Source organism: Clostridium sp. AM58-1XD (assembly GCF_003464085.1).
In the GTDB taxonomy this organism is placed as follows: domain Bacteria; phylum Bacillota; class Clostridia; order Lachnospirales; family Lachnospiraceae; genus Lachnoclostridium_A.
Window position 1 is genome coordinate 53,245 of sequence record NZ_QSDR01000022.1, and the last position, 17,131, is coordinate 70,375.

At 45.7% G+C, this 17,131-nt stretch carries 17 protein-coding genes and 1 tRNA gene; 9 read left to right on the forward strand and 9 right to left on the reverse strand.

Going from position 1 to position 17,131, the window contains the following annotated elements:
- Nucleotides 1-103 precede the first annotated feature (103 nt).
- The 7 genes from DXA13_RS13970 to DXA13_RS14000 all read left to right on the forward strand — a co-directional run bounded on the left by DXA13_RS13970 (nucleotide 104) and on the right by DXA13_RS14000 (nucleotide 5,131).
- Nucleotides 104-177 (forward strand) — tRNA-Arg (locus tag DXA13_RS13970).
- 166 nt (nucleotides 178-343) lie between these two features.
- Nucleotides 344-598, forward strand: a complete 255-nt coding sequence (locus tag DXA13_RS13975; protein ID WP_118245226.1) for a hypothetical protein — start codon at nucleotides 344-346, stop codon at nucleotides 596-598.
- Between the two features lie 122 nt (nucleotides 599-720).
- Nucleotides 721-1,659: a LytS/YhcK type 5TM receptor domain-containing protein gene (locus tag DXA13_RS13980; RefSeq protein ID WP_118245228.1), complete on the forward strand. Its 939-nt coding sequence runs from the start codon at nucleotides 721-723 to the stop codon at nucleotides 1,657-1,659.
- Complete coding sequence (locus DXA13_RS13985; RefSeq protein WP_118245230.1) at nucleotides 1,563-2,318, forward strand: histidine kinase; 756 nt, start codon at nucleotides 1,563-1,565, stop codon at nucleotides 2,316-2,318. The genes DXA13_RS13980 and DXA13_RS13985 overlap by 97 nt, the downstream gene beginning before the upstream one ends.
- A 114-nt stretch (nucleotides 2,319-2,432) precedes the next feature.
- Nucleotides 2,433-3,152 (forward strand): LytTR family DNA-binding domain-containing protein, encoded by a 720-nt coding sequence (locus DXA13_RS13990; RefSeq protein ID WP_118245232.1) that lies wholly within the window; start codon nucleotides 2,433-2,435, stop codon nucleotides 3,150-3,152.
- A gap of 195 nt (nucleotides 3,153-3,347) precedes the next feature.
- The gene (locus DXA13_RS13995; RefSeq protein ID WP_181995685.1) at nucleotides 3,348-4,712 is read left to right on the forward strand and encodes a GntP family permease; all 1,365 of its coding nucleotides are present in this window, start codon (nucleotides 3,348-3,350) and stop codon (nucleotides 4,710-4,712) included.
- 59 nt (nucleotides 4,713-4,771) lie between these two features.
- Nucleotides 4,772-5,131, forward strand: a complete 360-nt coding sequence (locus tag DXA13_RS14000) for a cupin domain-containing protein (protein ID WP_118245237.1) — start codon at nucleotides 4,772-4,774, stop codon at nucleotides 5,129-5,131.
- Nucleotides 5,132-5,358: 227 nt separating this feature from the next.
- On the opposite strand, the gene DXA13_RS14005 is transcribed toward DXA13_RS14000, so the two are convergent.
- Nucleotides 5,359-6,558, reverse strand: a complete 1,200-nt coding sequence (locus DXA13_RS14005; protein WP_118245239.1) for a mandelate racemase/muconate lactonizing enzyme family protein — start codon at nucleotides 6,556-6,558, stop codon at nucleotides 5,359-5,361.
- A gap of 49 nt (nucleotides 6,559-6,607) precedes the next feature.
- On the reverse strand, nucleotides 6,608-7,930 hold the full coding sequence (locus DXA13_RS14010; RefSeq protein ID WP_118245241.1) for an SLC13 family permease: 1,323 nt from the start codon (nucleotides 7,928-7,930) through the stop codon (nucleotides 6,608-6,610).
- Between the two features lie 222 nt (nucleotides 7,931-8,152).
- Here DXA13_RS14010 and DXA13_RS14015 point away from each other — a divergent pair, with 222 nt between their 5' ends.
- The gene (locus tag DXA13_RS14015; protein ID WP_118245244.1) at nucleotides 8,153-8,899 is read left to right on the forward strand and encodes a GntR family transcriptional regulator; all 747 of its coding nucleotides are present in this window, start codon (nucleotides 8,153-8,155) and stop codon (nucleotides 8,897-8,899) included.
- A gap of 55 nt (nucleotides 8,900-8,954) precedes the next feature.
- Entirely contained in the window at nucleotides 8,955-9,953 is a 999-nt protein-coding gene (locus tag DXA13_RS14020; protein WP_118245246.1) for a Gfo/Idh/MocA family oxidoreductase, read from the forward strand.
- On the opposite strand, the gene DXA13_RS14025 is transcribed toward DXA13_RS14020, so the two are convergent.
- From DXA13_RS14025 to DXA13_RS14055, 7 genes are all read right to left on the reverse strand, one after another.
- On the reverse strand, nucleotides 9,945-11,027 hold the full coding sequence (locus tag DXA13_RS14025) for a glycosyltransferase (protein WP_118245248.1): 1,083 nt from the start codon (nucleotides 11,025-11,027) through the stop codon (nucleotides 9,945-9,947). The genes DXA13_RS14020 and DXA13_RS14025 overlap by 9 nt on opposite strands.
- Nucleotides 11,028-11,166: 139 nt before the next feature.
- Complete coding sequence (locus DXA13_RS14030; RefSeq protein ID WP_118245251.1) at nucleotides 11,167-11,592, reverse strand: MaoC family dehydratase; 426 nt, start codon at nucleotides 11,590-11,592, stop codon at nucleotides 11,167-11,169.
- A 37-nt stretch (nucleotides 11,593-11,629) separates the two neighbouring features.
- Nucleotides 11,630-12,919 carry a TRAP transporter large permease gene (locus tag DXA13_RS14035; protein ID WP_118245253.1) on the reverse strand — a complete coding sequence of 430 codons (1,290 nt, stop codon included), beginning with the start codon at nucleotides 12,917-12,919 and terminating at the stop codon, nucleotides 11,630-11,632.
- Nucleotides 12,916-13,413 carry a TRAP transporter small permease gene (locus DXA13_RS14040; protein WP_118245255.1) on the reverse strand — a complete coding sequence of 166 codons (498 nt, stop codon included), beginning with the start codon at nucleotides 13,411-13,413 and terminating at the stop codon, nucleotides 12,916-12,918. The genes DXA13_RS14035 and DXA13_RS14040 overlap by 4 nt, the downstream gene beginning before the upstream one ends.
- Before the next feature lie 23 nt (nucleotides 13,414-13,436).
- Nucleotides 13,437-14,561, reverse strand: a complete 1,125-nt coding sequence (locus DXA13_RS14045) for a TRAP transporter substrate-binding protein (protein ID WP_118245257.1) — start codon at nucleotides 14,559-14,561, stop codon at nucleotides 13,437-13,439.
- 67 nt (nucleotides 14,562-14,628) lie between these two features.
- A complete protein-coding gene (locus tag DXA13_RS14050) occupies nucleotides 14,629-15,438 on the reverse strand; it encodes a DUF169 domain-containing protein (protein WP_118245259.1) in 810 nt (269 codons plus the stop codon).
- A gap of 98 nt (nucleotides 15,439-15,536) precedes the next feature.
- Nucleotides 15,537-16,577, reverse strand: coding sequence for a LacI family DNA-binding transcriptional regulator (locus DXA13_RS14055; protein ID WP_118245261.1), 1,041 nt, complete (start codon nucleotides 16,575-16,577; stop codon nucleotides 15,537-15,539).
- Nucleotides 16,578-17,131: the final 554 nt, after the last annotated feature.

A 17,131-nucleotide genomic window follows, 5' to 3' on the forward strand; every position in this document is an offset into this window, starting at 1 on the left:
CAATGTTTTTGACCGTCCCAAAATTATTTATTCTTTTTTAACTTTTTCTCTTGACAAATTTCTTATAATATCATAAAATAATTAACGTTGCGAATGCAGCAATGTGCATGTAGCTCAGCTGGATAGAGCGTCTGACTACGGATCAGAAGGCCGGGAGTTCGAATCTTCTCATGCACGCTAAAAAGCCTTGATTACTCAGGGCTTTTTTGTTTTTCGGAAAACGATTGATCCTTTTCTGTCATCTGCCCCTTTCTGCGCTCTTTTAAAGTCTAAGCCCCTGTTTAACGATTCCTCCATACACCGCATACAATATAGAAATGATAACTGATGCAGAGGTATGCCTATGCCAGGCGGCTGGTCTTATCAATCCGATCTTACCCCCTATGATCTATACGTGTTCTACCGTGCAGTCGGAAAACACGACGACTATTTTTATGTGCCGGTAGCTGTTGCAAAACAGATCGTAAACGGCACTAATTACCGGTTTATGTGTATTGCAGAACCTCAGTCGGAAAATCTCAATCCCCATTTTGCAATTATTAGTATTTATCAGCCTCTCAGGGGAGAACCCTATGTAACGAGTATTCTCCCTCTGTAATTTCCGCCCGCCTTCCCGCCTCTTTGTCCCTGTATGGAAATATCCTTGCCCCATTTCCATTCTTCCGTTATAATAAACCTTAACGAAACATAAACATACATAGAGGTTGCCGGGGGGAAATTATGGCTTCACAAGGGATCTTTTTAAGCCTGATATTTAATATCAGCATGCTGTTTACCATCTCCAGCCTTTTAACCAGGATACCGTCGCTTCGGTATCTTGTCATGGAGCGTTGGGACAGGCTGGGCGGGAGGCTTATGCTGTCGCTCATTTTCAGCGCCGTCAGTATTCTGTCTACTTATACCGGAATCAATGTCAAAGGTGTAATCGTAAATACACGTGTGATTGGAGTTCTGGCAGGAGGCCTGATCGGGGGGCCGGTCGTCGGCATCACGGTCGGTATTCTCGCAGGGCTTCACCGCCTTCTTTTTGTAGGCGGCTTTACTACTTATGCCTGCGCCCTGTCCTGTGCTCTCTACGGATTTATATGTGCTGCTTTTTATCCGCATTTTGTCAGAGGCAGCTGGGAAGGCGGCAAGCTGTTTTGCATGACTCTGATCTGTGAAACTCTCCATATGTCACTGATTCTTATGATATCGCGCCCCTTCGATTCAGCCGTGGAAGCGGTCAGAATTCTGGCCCTCCCGATGGTCGTCCTGAATGCTCTGGGAACGCTTATGTTCCTGTCCAATTTCACTAAGACATTTCGTGAAAAGGATCATGAATCGGCGCGCAATCTGAAGATAGCGCTCTCCATCGCCCAGCAGTGCCTTCCTCATTTAAGGAGAGGACTGACCAGCCGTCAGGATATGGCCCAGACCGTAGACATCATTTTATCGGCAGGCATTGGAGATGAGGTCATCATCACTAACAAAGACCGTGTTTTAGCAGGCGCAGCAAGTTTCAGCCACATGCGAAAGAAGAGAACGACAGTACCGCATTTCCCCATGCCGCCAGACTTTCCATGGAAAAGAAACAGGTCATCACCGACACGGAAAATACAGGCAGTGCCGTCGTCTATGGGTGGACAAAGAAAAATACAACTATTGCCGCCCCTCTGATTATTCGGGGAGAACCGGTCGGGAGCCTGTCCGTATCCGTCAGAAACCGTCTTATGATGCTGGAAACAGATAAGGAATTTATCGAAGGACTTTCCGTGTTGTTTTCCACTCAGCTGGAGCTGTCGCAGCTGGAATTTCAGAAAAAACAGCTGCGCAAAGCAGAATTTAAGGCGCTTCAGGCTCAGATTAACCCGCACTTTCTTTACAATGCTCTGAACGCAATCTCATGTGTATGCCGGGAAAATCCCAGCAGAGCAAGAGAACTTCTGCTCTCCCTTGCCGTTTATTTCAGAGAAGGGCTTGAGAATACATCGTACGTCGTATCCCTTGGAGATGAACTGAAGCATCTGGATCATTACCTGGAGCTGGAGCAGGCACGGTTTGAAGAAGACCTTCAGGTATCCTTTGATATCAGGGCCGATTACGGCTGCCTCGTTCCGTCCAGTATTTTACAGCCCGTTGTAGAAAATGCCATCAAATACGGAAGCGACAGCCAGGGACGGAGAATCATTACGATACGTGCATGGAAAACGGAAAATGCCGTTAAAATTGAAGTGTCCGATCAGGGATACGGATTTCCGGAAGCTGCCGTCAGCCTTTGGAAGAGCGGTTTTGAGGGAACGAATCATTCGGACTGGCCAATGTGGACCAGCGCCTGAAAAACATATGTGAAGACGGTGCCGGAATTGTGATCGATACCGGAAAAGATGGAAGTAAAGTGATACTGACCGTTACTGAAATTACTGAAGAGATGAAAAACAGGGGTGGTGAAAATGAAAATAGCAATTATAGACGATGAGCGGCCGGCACGCAGAGAGCTGCGGCATCAAATCGAACTGGTCATGCCTGATGCCGAGATTTCAGAGGCCAACAGCGGTGCCTCGGCGCTGGAGCTTTTTGGGAAACAGGTCTTTGACCTGATTTTTGTAGATATTGACCTGCGCGACATGAAGGGCACGGTTCTGGCTGCTGCCGTCCTGAAAATGCTTCCGGAGGCTCAGATTGTATTCGCTACTGCATATTCTGAATACGCTCTGGAAGCGTTTGAAATGGGGGCTGCAAATTATATTATCAAGCCCTTTGATCCTGAACGCGTAAAAAAAATTGTGCAAAAATGCAGCGAACGGCTTCACGAGAGCCCGTCGCCTAAGAAACTGTCAGGACGTCTTGTCATAAACAGCAGCCGGAAAACAATTGTTCTGGATGTCCCGTCCATTATCTATATCGAAACAGGAGAACACGGCTGCATCCTCCATACGAAGGAAGGCGACTACACTGAAAATGCTGCAATCGGGGATTATGAGAAACGTCTGCAGCCCTATTACTTTTATCGTATACATAAAAGTTACCTTGTCAATCTCCGTTATATCTCAGAAATCTTTTTATGGTATAACAACAGCTTCGCTATAAAATTAAAGCAGAAAGCCGATTTGATCCTGCCTGTGGGCAGAGAAAAGATAAAGGGTCTCAGGCAGATTCTTAACGAATGCTGAGACGTAAATTTACCATTACCGTTCGGGGGCTGAAACTCGTAGTTCACGCCCTTTTTGAACGTTTTGCACAAAATATATTTACGATCCCCAATTAAATAGGTAATATATAATAAAATTGCAGCCGTTCCAGAGGGCGTAGCTTCTTGCGTTGTCAGAACAGCCGCATTAAAAAAAATGATTGGGGGTAGTTTTTTTATGGAAGCAGGCTTTAAATCCTTAGTGGTCATGATCCTGTGTATTATCGCATTAGTCATCATGATTATGAAACTGAAGATTCATCCGTTCTTTACGCTGATTATCGTAGCAGTTGTCGGCGCAATCGGATTCGGATTTCCTCTTCAGGATGTCTTTTCCACAGTTACCGGAGGGTTCGGGGGAACCATCGGCAACATCGGTATTGTAATCGTACTTGGATGTACGATCGGTGTAGTTTTGGAGGATACGGGCGGCGCTCTTGTCCTTGCCAACTCCATTTTGAAACTCGTAGGCAGAAAACGTTCCAAACTGGCAATGGCCCTTACCGGATATCTGGTTTCCATTCCTGTATTCAGCGATTCCGCCATTGTTATCATGTCCCCTGTTGCTCGTGCCCTTTCCGCCCGCGGCGGCATTCCGCTCGTTGCGCTCCTTGGTGCACTGAACGCAGGTATTCTGGCAACTCATACCATGGTTCCGCCGACTCCAGGCCCAATTGCGGCAGCTGGCACACTTGGCGCCGACCTGGGATTCATGATCATTCTCGGTCTTATCACTTCAGCAGCTTACACAGCAGCGGCTTCCGCATGGTGCAGCAGCAAACATATGCTGACAAAATATCCTGAGCTGGCTAAGGTTGAGCATGTAGAAACAGCTTTAGGCGATGATTTCACTCTTTCCAGCCCTGACGGACGTCCTCTGCCAAGTGCATGGATTGCTTTTGGAAGTATTCTGGTTCCGGTTATTTTAATCTGTATCAATTCCTTTGGCTCTCTGATGATTGCCGAGGATTCACCGGCTCTTCCATATTTAGGCTTTATCGGAAATCCAATCTTCGCTCTTTTTATAGGTGTTCTTATTTCCCTTTTAATGGACAAAGAACGTCTCACTTGGGATCAGTGCTACGCATGGTTCAGTGACGCTGTAGACAAATCCGGCTTCATTGTTCTGGCAACAGGAGCCGCCGGCGCATTTGGTGCTGTTTTAAAGGCCTCCGGCGTTGGTACATATCTTGGAGAACTGATTGCTCAGACTCCGCTTCCAGCTGTATTTGTACCATTCCTGATTTCTGTTTTACTTTCGGTAGCTAATGGTTCTGCAACCGTTGCTCTTATGACAGGTTCTGCCATCGTGCTTCCTCTCATGCCTTCACTCGGATTATCACCCGTTATCGCAGCTTTGGCGATTGCTGCCGGTTCTTCGTTCTTCTACCATGCAAATGCCAGCCATTTCTGGGTAGTGTTAAAATCCAACGGCGATCTCCCTATGTCGGAAGGATATGAACTGTGTTCCGTAGCTACTGCGATCGGAAGTGTGGCCGCCATGGCCGCCGTCTGGATCATGTCCATATTCTTACACGTTTAACTTGTGTGAGCCTGTAAATTCAGATAAGCGTTTAGAAAGCAAGAAAGGATTGCATTAAAATGATAAAGCATGCAAACGATTTAGATACTTCTCTTCTGCCCAACTTAAAGGGCGGACGTGATACCGTAAGAGTTGTACATATATTAAAAACAGAAGAAATGCACGGTACCGGCCGTATGTTCGGCGTTCAGATCATTCCTCCGGGCGGTTCCATCGGCAAACATGTCCATGAAGGCGACTTCGAGACATACTACATTCTAAGAGGAAAAGGGCGTATCAATGACAACGGAAACGTGCAGGAACTTTATCCAGGAGACATGGCACACTGCTGTGAAGGCGATTACCATGAGCTGGAAAATATCGGCGACGAAGACCTGGCTTTCCTGGCAGTCATACAGTTCACTGAAATAAAGCACTGATTTCCGACAGTTCCGGAATAACTGCTATTTTAGTTTTCTACTGATTTTCCACTCTTATAAAGCACACCCCAAAAGAGTGCTGCAGAAAAGAAAAATCATTGTCTCCGATACCGGACGGAATGAAATCCGGTATTGGAGGCAAGTCTGATTTTACTTCTGCAGCACTCTTTTTTATGTCTTTTATTTCTTTTTCTCAGTATCTGTCAGTCCTGTTCAGCCCTATCCTGTTATTTGACTGTAATCACTTCGCTGTTGGCAATCGCTTCCTCTGTGAGTTCCTGGCCGATTCCAGGCAGATCAGGCGTCTCAAAATATCCGTCTTTTGCAACGTAATCATATTTACATAAATCAATGTTGTCCTGAATCAGTGCGCTGGCGTGAAGTTCGTGTATGACAAAGTTAGGAATTACTGCCTCCAGCTGCAGAGCCGCAGCTGCGGAGATCGGTCCGCCGCAGCAGTGTACCTGGACGCCGATATCATAGACATGAGCCATATCACAGATTTTCTTGCCTTCCGTAATGCCTCCCGTATTGCAAAGATCCGGCTGGATAATGCTGATGGAATGATCTTCAAAAAACGGGCGGTAGCCCCATCTCGTATAAACCCGTTCTCCGGTAGCTACAGGAATGTTGACCTTCGCACTTATTTCTCTGAAAAGATTTGAGTTCAGAGGCTGAGTCGGCTCTTCATAATAAAAGCAGTTTAACTGCTCCAGTTCCCGGCCAAGCTGAACTGATGTAGTCGCATCCGTCAGCGCATGGAGTTCAATAATAATATCTACGTCAGGACCTGCCTCACGCATGGCCGCAACCCTGTCTACGGCCATCTGAAGCTGTTCTCTCTGAAGTACGCCGCGGCTGCTCCATCCCATCCACTTTCCCTGAGCGTCAAATCCAATCGGGTCTACCTTTACAGCGTCAAAGCCGTCAGCCATGGCTTTTCGCATCGCCTCTGCATATTCCTTTGGTTCCGCCAGGGATTTACTTACTTTTCCCCAGTCAAACTGAAGCTGGCTCGCATATGCCCGCAGCTTCTTATTCGTCTTTCCTCCCAGCAGCTTGTAAACAGGTGCATTCATAACCTTTCCTTTAATATCCCAAAGCGCAATATCGATGCCGCTGATCCCGGCCATAATAACGCCGCCGTTGCCCATTCCCCAGAACGTAAGGCGATGGAGGCGGTTCCATATATCTTCGCTGTTGAGAGGATCAAGGCCGATAATGCATTTTGCAAAATCCACGCCCATGCCGAAACCGGCACTCTGGGCATTTCCATACGCTACTCCGATTTCGCCGTAGCCGCTGATTCCCTCGTCTGTATTGATTCTTACGCATACCGGATGCCACGGAACACCTCCAACGGCGATTTCTGCCGGTTCTGACGGATTTTTAAACGTTTTGATAATGTCTACACTCGTTATTTTCATAGCATGACTCTCCCTTTCTTCTGCAGCTTCTATATCATTTAACTGCTCTCTATACCACAAAATTTAAAATCGATATGGCGATCATTGCAACAATTCCCATAATCACAGACGTTAGAGTGACTACACGGTAACTTTGGTTCAGCTCGAATCCCGCCAGCTTCGACACACACCAGAAGTAAGACGAATTCGTATGGCAGAACGAAAGCGAACCGGCCGCAATCGCAAGCACCGTAATTTCAGGCGACAACCCAAGCGTTCCAAGCATAGGCGCCATGATTCCTGCAACCGTTGTCAGGGCAACTGTCGCAGAGCCCTGGGCAATGTTCAGTAAAGCTGCCATTACGTACGGAATTAATATGGCCGGAAGCCCTGTTCCCAGAATCAGCCCAGTCAGGGTATCTCCGATCGTAGTCGCCTGAAGCACCTTGGCGAATCCTCCGGCTGCTGCGGTTATCAGGAGGATCTCCGCGGAACCCTGCAGCGCCTTTGCCACCCATGTACTTGTGACAGTCGGTGTGATTTTCGTCGGAAGCAGGAAGGAAAGTCCTGTTCCAATCAGCAGCGCTATGTACGGCTTTCCAATAAATGCAAGGACCATCTGGAATGTGCTGCCTTCTATATTTCCAAAGAAAGAAGCAATAACAATCAGCAGAATCGGTACTGCTATGGGCATAAATGACATAAATGTAGTCGGCGCTTTTGCTACGATCTCATTGAATTCCTTTTCTTTTTCCAAATCTCCGGCTGTTTCCGGCGCTATATCCGGATACGCGCCTTTGATAAATCTGGAATTTGCCCACATTGAGCAGACAATTACAACCGGCACGGAAACGATAATTCCATAAAACATGACTTTGCCGATATTCGCCTCCAGGAGCGCGGCTGCCGCAACTGGCCCGGGCGTAGGCGGCACAAACGAATGGGTACACAGAAGGCCCGCCATAAGCGCCACTACCAGGGAAGCAAACGGGATTTTTCCTCTCCTGGATATCCCCTTGATAATCGGATTCAGAATAACGTATCCTGAGTCGCAGAATACTGGAATTGAGACAAAGGCTCCCGTAGCAGACACCGCATATGTCGCCCTTTTAATACCGATCAGCTTTAAAATTGCATCTGCAATTTTCTGAGCTCCTCCCGTAACTTCCAGGATTTCCCCAATTACAACGCCGCAGACGATTACAATACCGATACTCTGCATGGTTCCTCCAAATCCGGCAGTGATGGTATTTGCTACCGTTTCTAGCGGAAGGCCGGCACAGATGCCAAAAAAGATGGCTGCAAGCAGCAGCGATAAGAATGCGTGTAATTTAAACTTGGCAATCATTAAAATTAATAAAACAATTGTTACAACGAAAATAAACAGCAGCATGTTTTACCCCCTTATGTTTTCATAGTAGTCTACAGTCTAAAATCATCTGGTCTTTCTTTCGATTTGAAATCCGCTCATCCCCCTTTCTGATCGTTCGTTTGCTTGTTCACTTGTTCGCCTAATTTTTATACGTTCATTATATAGACAAGGCTTCCATTTGTCAATACTTCTCCTTGTTTGACACGAAAATTTATGATACTATTCATTTGAGGTGACAATACCATGATTGCAAAAGCAAAAAAATCTTCAGGAATGAAAATAGAAAAACAGACAGCCTATAATCAGGTGTTCCAGAAAATGAAAGAGAATATATTAAATCACTATTGGGAAGCAGGCGAACGCCTTCCATCGGAAGTGGATCTGGCTTCCATGTTTGGCGTTAACCGGCTAACGATCCGGATGGCGCTTCAGAAATTAAATACACTGGGAATTGTGGAGACGAGAGTCGGCGACGGCACTTATGTCAAGAATTTTGAATTTGAATCCTATATGGACGAGATTCAGGACCTCTATGCCGCCCCGAAATTAATCGATGACGTGTGTGAATTCCGCAAGCTGATCGAGATCGAATGCGCCAGACTGGCTATGGACCGCGCAACTCCTGATGAACTTCAGGAACTGGAATCCATCTGCACCCGTTATGAAGATGTAAAAGCGAATATGGCTATGCCCATCAGTCCGGAAGAACTGCGGATTTTAGTAGAAATGGATATCGAATTCCATTCACAGATCTGTAAGATGTCTCATAATAACCTATACATCTATGCCTTTTCTGTTGCCAAGGGACCGATCAGCCAATATGTCGGAATGACATTAAAGCAGAGGATCGACGGCTGGGAAAAAAGAAATGTTTCTCTTATCAGCGGCGACTACCGCCATCGTGCGATTTTTGATTCCATATGTAAAAAAGATTTTGAATTGTGTAAGAAACTGTACAGCGACATGATTGACCATACAGTAGAACTGTAACACAGATCATGAGACGATATGTTCAGAATTAATTGATAAGATGTGGAGGAAATAAATGGAACGGATGATAAGGATCGGCAGTGTGGGTACGAGTTCGATCATGCACGTCATACAGGAAGCCTTACGCCTTACGGATGGGCTTTCATGCAGCATGATTTATTCCCGCAACGCCGAACGCGGGCGTGAATTCGCCGAATTGATGGGCATTGAAAAAAGCTGCTGTGATTATTTCGAAATGTTGAACCGGGACGATATCGATGTCATCTATATTGCTTCTCCAAACAGTCTCCATGTGACTCAGGCCTTACAGGCCATGAAAGCCGGAAAGCATGTGATTGTCGAAAAGCCCGCCGCTGTTACAAAATCAGATGCTGCTGAATTATACGAGGCCGCCATGGAGAATCACGTATTTTTCTTCGAGGCTGTCACTACACTGTTCATGCCGAATTTTACGGCCTGCAGAACGCTTCTTCCCCAGTTGGGCCGACTGAGCAAAGCGCAGCTGATATATGGGCAGTATTCTTCCAAATACGACGCCTATCTCCGAGGAGAAAATCCAAATATTTTTAATCCCCGGATGCAGGGCGGCGCCTTAAACGATATGGGAATTTATTGTATCCATGCGGCTGTGAGCCTCTTAGGCAGGCCTCAGAACGTACATTATGAGGCCTCCTGCGGCCCCAACGGAATCGACCTTTCCGGAAGGCTGCTTTTGGATTACCCTGACCTGACATGCGAAATTGTAACGGCAAAAGATTCCAGCCTTCCAAGCGGCTGCCTGTTTGAAGGTGAAAACGGGTATGTTGCGGAAGACGGGCCCCTCAATGAATTTGCCAAATGCCGCGCCTGTATCCACGGCAGAGAAACGGTCATTGACAAACAGCCGCCTGGGAACCGCATGTGGTATGAGCTGTCCCGGTTCAGAGACGCAATTCTGCAGAGGGACACGTCCTTTTTCGAGTCCATGGCAAAGCAGAGCCTTCTGGCGGCTTCCATTCTGGAACAGGCACACCGCCAAAACGGTTCGGATCAAAATAACCGTTCATTATTCTGAACTGCCAAAAAGCGTTTTAAAATATGCTTCATTCAATTGTACTTCTTTTGCAGAAGGACGCAGTTCTTTCGCCTTCTTGTGATGCAGATATGCTTCTTCATGATTTCCAGCCCTGTCATAGCACACGCACAGATTGATTTCGGGAAGATAATCGTAACACTCTTCCCGGACGAATCCACCTGATTCCGGATTTTTGTGTGCTTCCAGGGCTTTTTTATACCAGTAGACAGCTTCTCTCCACCGCTGTTTGTTCTGGAAGCAGTCACCGATCCTGCAGCAGATTTCAGCTCTCGGAACATCCAGTCCAAAACTTCTGAAAAGCGCATTCAGCGCCTGATCCTTTTTTCCGTCTGCCTCATAACAGTCAGCCAGATTCAGACATGCCTCTATTTTATTCTCGTTCCATCCGTCAGGATCTTCCATAAACTGTTCCAGCGCTGCGGCGGCCTCCTTCGTTCTTCCATTGTAAAGGAGTTCCCGGCCGTAATAGAACATTCCTCTCGCTCCCAGCTTTTCCCCTTCTGCAATCATTTTCTCATAGATTCTCAGATTCCGGCCGCTTTCCTGGGCCTTTATTTTTTTATGGGTAATTTCGATATCAGAATACAGAATGTTTCCCCGCGGAACGATCACTTCATGAATTCGTCCTTCCCATATAAATCCCGCCCTGTTTTTTACGATCCTTTCCCTGTAGTAGGAAAATGAAGCTTTACCATTTTCATCGCTGGCTGCAGCATACTTCATCATCACCACGTCTGTTTTGCCATTCAGCTGTCCCTTCAGTTCTTTAAACTTTCTTCTGTTCTCTTCCGTCATGATATCATCTGCATCCATCCACATGCAATATTCCATCTCTGCCTTGGAAAAGGAAAAATTCCGTGCCCAGGCAAAGTCGTCCTTCCACGGAATTTCATATATCCTTTTTGTATACTCAGCTGCAATCTCTTTTGTCTTGTCTGAGGAGCCGGTATCCACAAGAATGATCTCTTCCACCAGGTCCTTTACGGAATCCAGGCAGCGTTTCAGCACATCCTCCTCATTTTTTACGATCATACAAAGGCTTATGGTAATCATAGTCTATCTGCTTTCCTGTCTCTGTTACCATATTCTATGAAGATGGTTCAAATACCTTTCCTCTTTCTGCCTCATTGGCCCTGACCAGCACATTTCTAATTGTAAATGACAAACGGTGTGATTGCCTGATGTTCTGTCTTTACCGAAGTTCTTCCGGAATTTCGCGGGCAAGCCTGGTAATGCCCTCTCCGGTAATCACTTTCTCGCCATGTTGATTAAAGCCTTCTGTTTTCATGCGGACACGGCCTTTTCCGATCTTTTCCTCACAGGTAGCTACAATGCGGATTGTGTCTCCAATATACACCGGAGCGCAAAACTCCGTATGCTGCGAGATATAAATGGAGGTCGGAAACGCCCTTGTCAGCGTTGTAGAAATCAGACTGGAGGTCAAAGCCCCGTGGGCTATTCTCCGTCCGAATTTTGACCGTTTTGCAAATTCATCGTTCATATGCATGGGGTTGATGTCCCCAGAAACAGCAGAAAAGAGCAGAACATCCGCCTCCGTAATTGTTTTTTCAAACGTATTGGTATCCCCAACTTTCAGCTGTTCATATGTATATACCATTTACAGTCATCCTCCTTTCGTGTGCATCGTTTCGCATTTAATATCCCAACAGAGTGGGTAAAAATTCTGTAACTGCCGGAATAAATATGATAATTGCCAGAGCGATCATCAGAACAGCAATAAACGGGAGTATTTTCTTAACCAGATCTACAAACTGAATCTGCCCAATTCCGGTAGCTACGAATAAATTTACGCCTACCGGCGGCGTCAGCATTCCGATTGCCAGGTTTACTACCATCATTACGCCGAAATGGATCGGTCCGATCCCATATGCCTGGACGATTGGATAGAGAATTGGCGCCAGGATCAGGATCGCCGCAGCTGTCTCCATTACACACCCCACCACCAGAAGCAGCAGGTTAATCAGAATCATAATAACATAGATATTGTCGGAGATAGAGTTGATAAACATGGCCATTCTCTGAGGAACTCCCTCCAGAACAAACACTTTGGAGAGGATGGTTGCCGTACTGACAAGGATCAGAACCGAACCGACCGTCACCGCAGATTCAGACAGCGCCTTTGTAAATAAATTCCGTATATCCAGCTCTTTGTAGATAAAGACGCCTGCAATAAATCCATACACTACCGCAACTGAAGCAGCTTCCGTAGGAGTAAAAATACCTCCGTAAATGCCTCCTAAAATGATTACCGGCACCAGCAGGGCCCAAATCGCATTCTTAAAGGTAATCCACACCTTCCTCAGGGAAAAAGACTCTCCATTTCCAGAGTATCCGTTCTTGCGGCAGTAATATACTGCCACCACAATCAGGCTGAGCCCGCAAATCAGACCGGCGCTGATTCCCCCCAGGAATACCCCTCCGATAGAGGCATTCGCCGCGATGCCATACATCACCATGGGAATGGATGGCGGGATGATCACGCCCAGCATTCCAGCCGCCGCCACCAGCGCCACTGCAAATTTTTTGTCATATCCTTTCTCAACCATAGAAGGAATCATAATCGCGCCAATCGCTGCCACCGTAGCAGGAGATGACCCTGAAATCGCTCCAAAAAACATGCAGGTAATAACGGAGACAATGGCAAGCCCTCCGGTAAAGTGGCCGACTAAGGACTCGCAGAAGTCTACCAGCCGCTTGGACAGCCCTCCTCCTTCCATTACAGCTCCGGCCAGAATAAAAAACGGAACGGCCATCAGTGGAAAAGAGTCACAGGTGGTATACATATTCTTTGCAAGGAAGGTTAATGTGATTCCGCCGGTAGCCATTGCATACACGATCATAGACATCCCGATAGACACGGCAATCGGCACATTAATAATTAAAAGAGAAACAAAGACCAGCAATAAAAGTGTAATTGGGTTCATACATTTGCCTCCTTTCCGGCACTGCCTGCCAGTTCTTTTCCTGTCAGAATCAAATCCTGAACATACCGGATCGCGGAGATTGCCGCACCAAAATAAGGCGCCATGTATCCCAATATCATATTTGTATGAGTTGCCTGAGAGAACTGCGGTTTATTAATGAAGCTCTGAATTACATGCATTCCGTAATAAAAAACAATGCAGAAAAACAGCAGCCCGATAAGATCGGAAACCAGTTGAAGAATCAGATTTCCCTTTTTCTTCAGTAAGAGCGGCATAATGTCAATAGAAAGGTGTCTTTTCTGCATAATGGCTTTGCTGGTGGAAATATAAATAATCCATACGAAGAAAAACCGGGCGATTTCTTCTGTCCACACCAGAGGCATTCCAAGACCGCGAAAGATGACCTGAAGGAATATTATAAAGCACATACCCAGCAAAAGGATTCCATTAACATATATTTCTATAAAATCAAGCGCTTTGTTCACTGCTTTCATAACGAGCCTCCTTTGCCTGTGACTCACTTCACATCCTTATCACTTCCAGGATACATCTCATTGTACTTCTTAACGCCGTCTAGAATTGTATCCAGATCAATGTCCGGATATGTCTTGCGGAACCAGTCATAGGTCGGCTGTGCGGCCGTCACCCACTGCGAATACAGATCCTCATCCCCCATTACATCGATAATTTCCATACCATTGTCCAGAAGTTTCTGCTTGGCGGCCAGGTTATCCTGTTCTGCCAGCTCCAGGCCGTACTCCTGCGCCTCAGCCATAGCGTCGTTCAGCGCCTGTCGGATATCTTCCGGCATGCTCTCATAAAGATCCTTATTAATCTGTATGGTAAATACATCATAGATCACCGCAATCCGGCTGATATAATCCTGCACCTCCCAGTAGCCTCCTGATGCGGGAGTCACATATCCGTTAAACATACCGTCCACAGTCCCCTGCTGCAGCGCCGTATACAGCTCGGCAAAGGACATGGGCATCGGATTTGCTCCCAGATCATCCCATATCTGCAGAAGCACATCAGATTCCTGACAGCGGATCTTAAATCCTTTTAACTGGCTGGGTGATTCAATCGGTTTATTCGAGTAGAGATTAAAAAATCCATTATCTGCATAACCAAGAATTACGATGTTTGTCTCTTCAGCCGCCTTGTCGCGGATAGCGATCCCCTCTTCACTCTTCAGAAATGCCATTGCAGCATCTTTGGACTCCCACAAGAAGGGCAGATTAAACCATTTAAGCTGATTGGTATAGCCCGCCAGCTGGATTGATGCACACTCAGACATGTCTATATCGCCAGAGGCTACCTGAGACAGCACGTCCGTTGGGCCGCCCAGCTGATTATTGTTGTATACTTTAATGACAACGCGTCCGTCCGTCAGTTCTTCTACCTTGTCTCGAAAATAGTACTCCACTTTTGTTACCAAGTGTTCGTCGCTCACCGTACCAGAGAATGTCAGCGTATACTCCGCCGGCTTCTTATCTTCGGTCTTATCAGGCGAATCTGTTTTGACTGTGCTGCTCTCTGCTGCAGCTGTACCTGCTGCCGGCTTGTTTCCGCCGGATAGGCAGCCGCTCAGTGAGACTGCTGCTACAGTTGATATAAGCATTGCCATCAGTTTTTTTGTCATTATAATCTCCTCCTTAGTATTTTTGTTTCTTTCTCCGTCCGTACATCATATGTTTCGTTTTTCCCTTTTACGGCTCTCGTCTCAGCGCATTCAAATCGTAGAATGATCCCATTCCGGCTGCCACATCATTTTGTATGCCATACTGACTGGCCGGATACCGCATCCCATTTTTACTGAGAGCTCTGATTCCTTCTATCATTTTTACTATGTACTGCGGAGGAAATGCCATCAGCAGCTCATCTTCCAGAACGCCGCCAAACCTGCGTTCGCCATAACAGGGAATCGTAAAACAAGGTTTTCCTGTTACAAGCGCTCTGATCCAGGAATCCGTACATGAGCTTTCGCCCAGGAAAGTAGCTGTCATGCTTTCATATCCCTCATATTGCAGTCCACAGCACATAAAGAGGATCTGCTGCGGCGTACCGTACACAAGGCATACATCAGGCTCTCTTAATCGTCCTAATACCATAGGTGATACTGCTACTGCTTCATATCTCTCCCGGGGTAAAAATGCCGCTCTCTGATGCCGCAGCGCATCTTCCCTGGTAGCATACCATTTTCCTTCCAGATGGTCACTGTCACGGAAATGCTGTCCATCGATGAATCCCAACATTCCGGAGCATTGCAATGTTGGCATGTGCTGATTAGTAAATCCTACCGTATAGTTCAGACGAGTACTCTGAGCTACCAGCTGACAGGCAGTCAGCAACTCCCCCTTTCTTGGTATCCGAATCTTTTCAACTGCCTCCATTTCCCGCTTATCACTAAAAAATTTCATAGCGACAGGGGTAGCTTTCAATTTTAATAAATTGATCAGATCTCTGGTATAATCAGGGAGCCTGATTTCCTCGTATTCATACTTCTCCAACTGATCCACTATTACACCTCCTCATTTAAAAAACGGTTATTCGCCATCCCTGGTTATGAAGGTGCCGGTACAATTGAAAAGTTTTTTAGTAAAAGCCGCAGCCTACCTTACACTTCTGTCAGCGGCCCTTCCGGTGCGTACGGGGCCGTGGTACCTCGAACTACCAGGGTAGGTTCGATCATCGTGCGTAAAATCTCTGTATTGTCAGGAGATTCGATCTGCTGCAGCAATGTTTTGGCCGCACATGTGCACATCTCCTGTAAATGCTGGTCAACCGTCGTCATCTCCATTCCATACAATGCAGAGTACGTAATATTGTCAAAGCTGATTACAGAAAGTTGTTCCGGAATCTTCACCCCATTCTTTCTGGAATAATCAATGAATCCCATCGCCATAAGATCATTGCATATAATTACAGCAGTCGGATTTACATCCAGATGTTGAATATATTGCTCAGCTATCTTGACACCAGTTTCAAATTTCAAATCTCCTTTGTAGATGTGTTCGTTCTCAAATGTGAAACCATAGTTCTCCAGTGCCTGTTTATAACCTATATACCGCTGATAACCGGCCGATGATTCCATATTTCCCGTTATAAAAGCAATTCTCCTATGACCAAGTTCAATTAAATGTTTCGCGGCAATATATCCCGCCTGAAAATTATCAACAGACACAAAACTACCGTTAAAATCTTTCAGTGTCCTATTTACCAACACCAGAGGCATATTTGCCGCCCGTATATCATTAATTGCGCGAAGAATCAGATCACCTTTGGCAGTAATCAGCATCAGACCAGCGTATCTGGACTGAATTGCCTGGTTTATAAACTCCACTTCTTTTGCAGCGTCATAATCGCTGTTAAAAGCCATTACCATATAACCATGCTGCCCGAGTTCGCGTTGAATATAGTACAGCAGATCAGAATAAAAAGGATTGCGCACATCGCCAAAAACCAATCCTACCATATTCGTATGCCCTTTAATCATGCTTTGAGCAATCACATTTGGTTTATAGTTGACTTCCTCAATATAGTCACAAATACGTTTTCTTAATTCAGGACCAACGCCGGTTCGGTTATTAATAACCTTTGAAACTGTTGAAACAGAAACTCCTAATTCATTCGCTATATCAGTAATTGTTTTTTCCATATTATTCTCTTACCCCCGTTATTTTTATAAAAGGTTTTCGCTTTATTCAGATAATGGACATTATATCATGTTCTGCGAATAATTTGGAAGAAACAGCTGAAATATCTGTGAAAACAGCTAGATTTTCTGTATCTGTAACCATGTTTTCAAAATCATCTGTATACGAACAAAGTTATGTATTCATGGCAACACCCCTTTCGGACGCTGCAATTTTCAAAAAAGATCCTCTTTTAAACGTTGCAGTCCATCAATAACGTTTTCCTTTTAACGAACACTATTTTCTAAAAATTAAATAAAACGTTTTTCTTAAATACAATATAGTCTCAGAAGGCTTAGATGTCAATGGTAAAATTCAGGAAAATACTTTTTATGTGCATTTTTCACATTGTCTATTCAACAAATCATCCAATTAATAGAAATATTGTACATATCCATACTTGAATGCCGCCGATTTTTTTATCCTGACAACAGTCTGGTTTTGAAAAGCATTTATATCTCTCCAAACGGATGTAATTTTTTGGCTCATATATCCGTTCCGCATTTCTTTCCGCCCC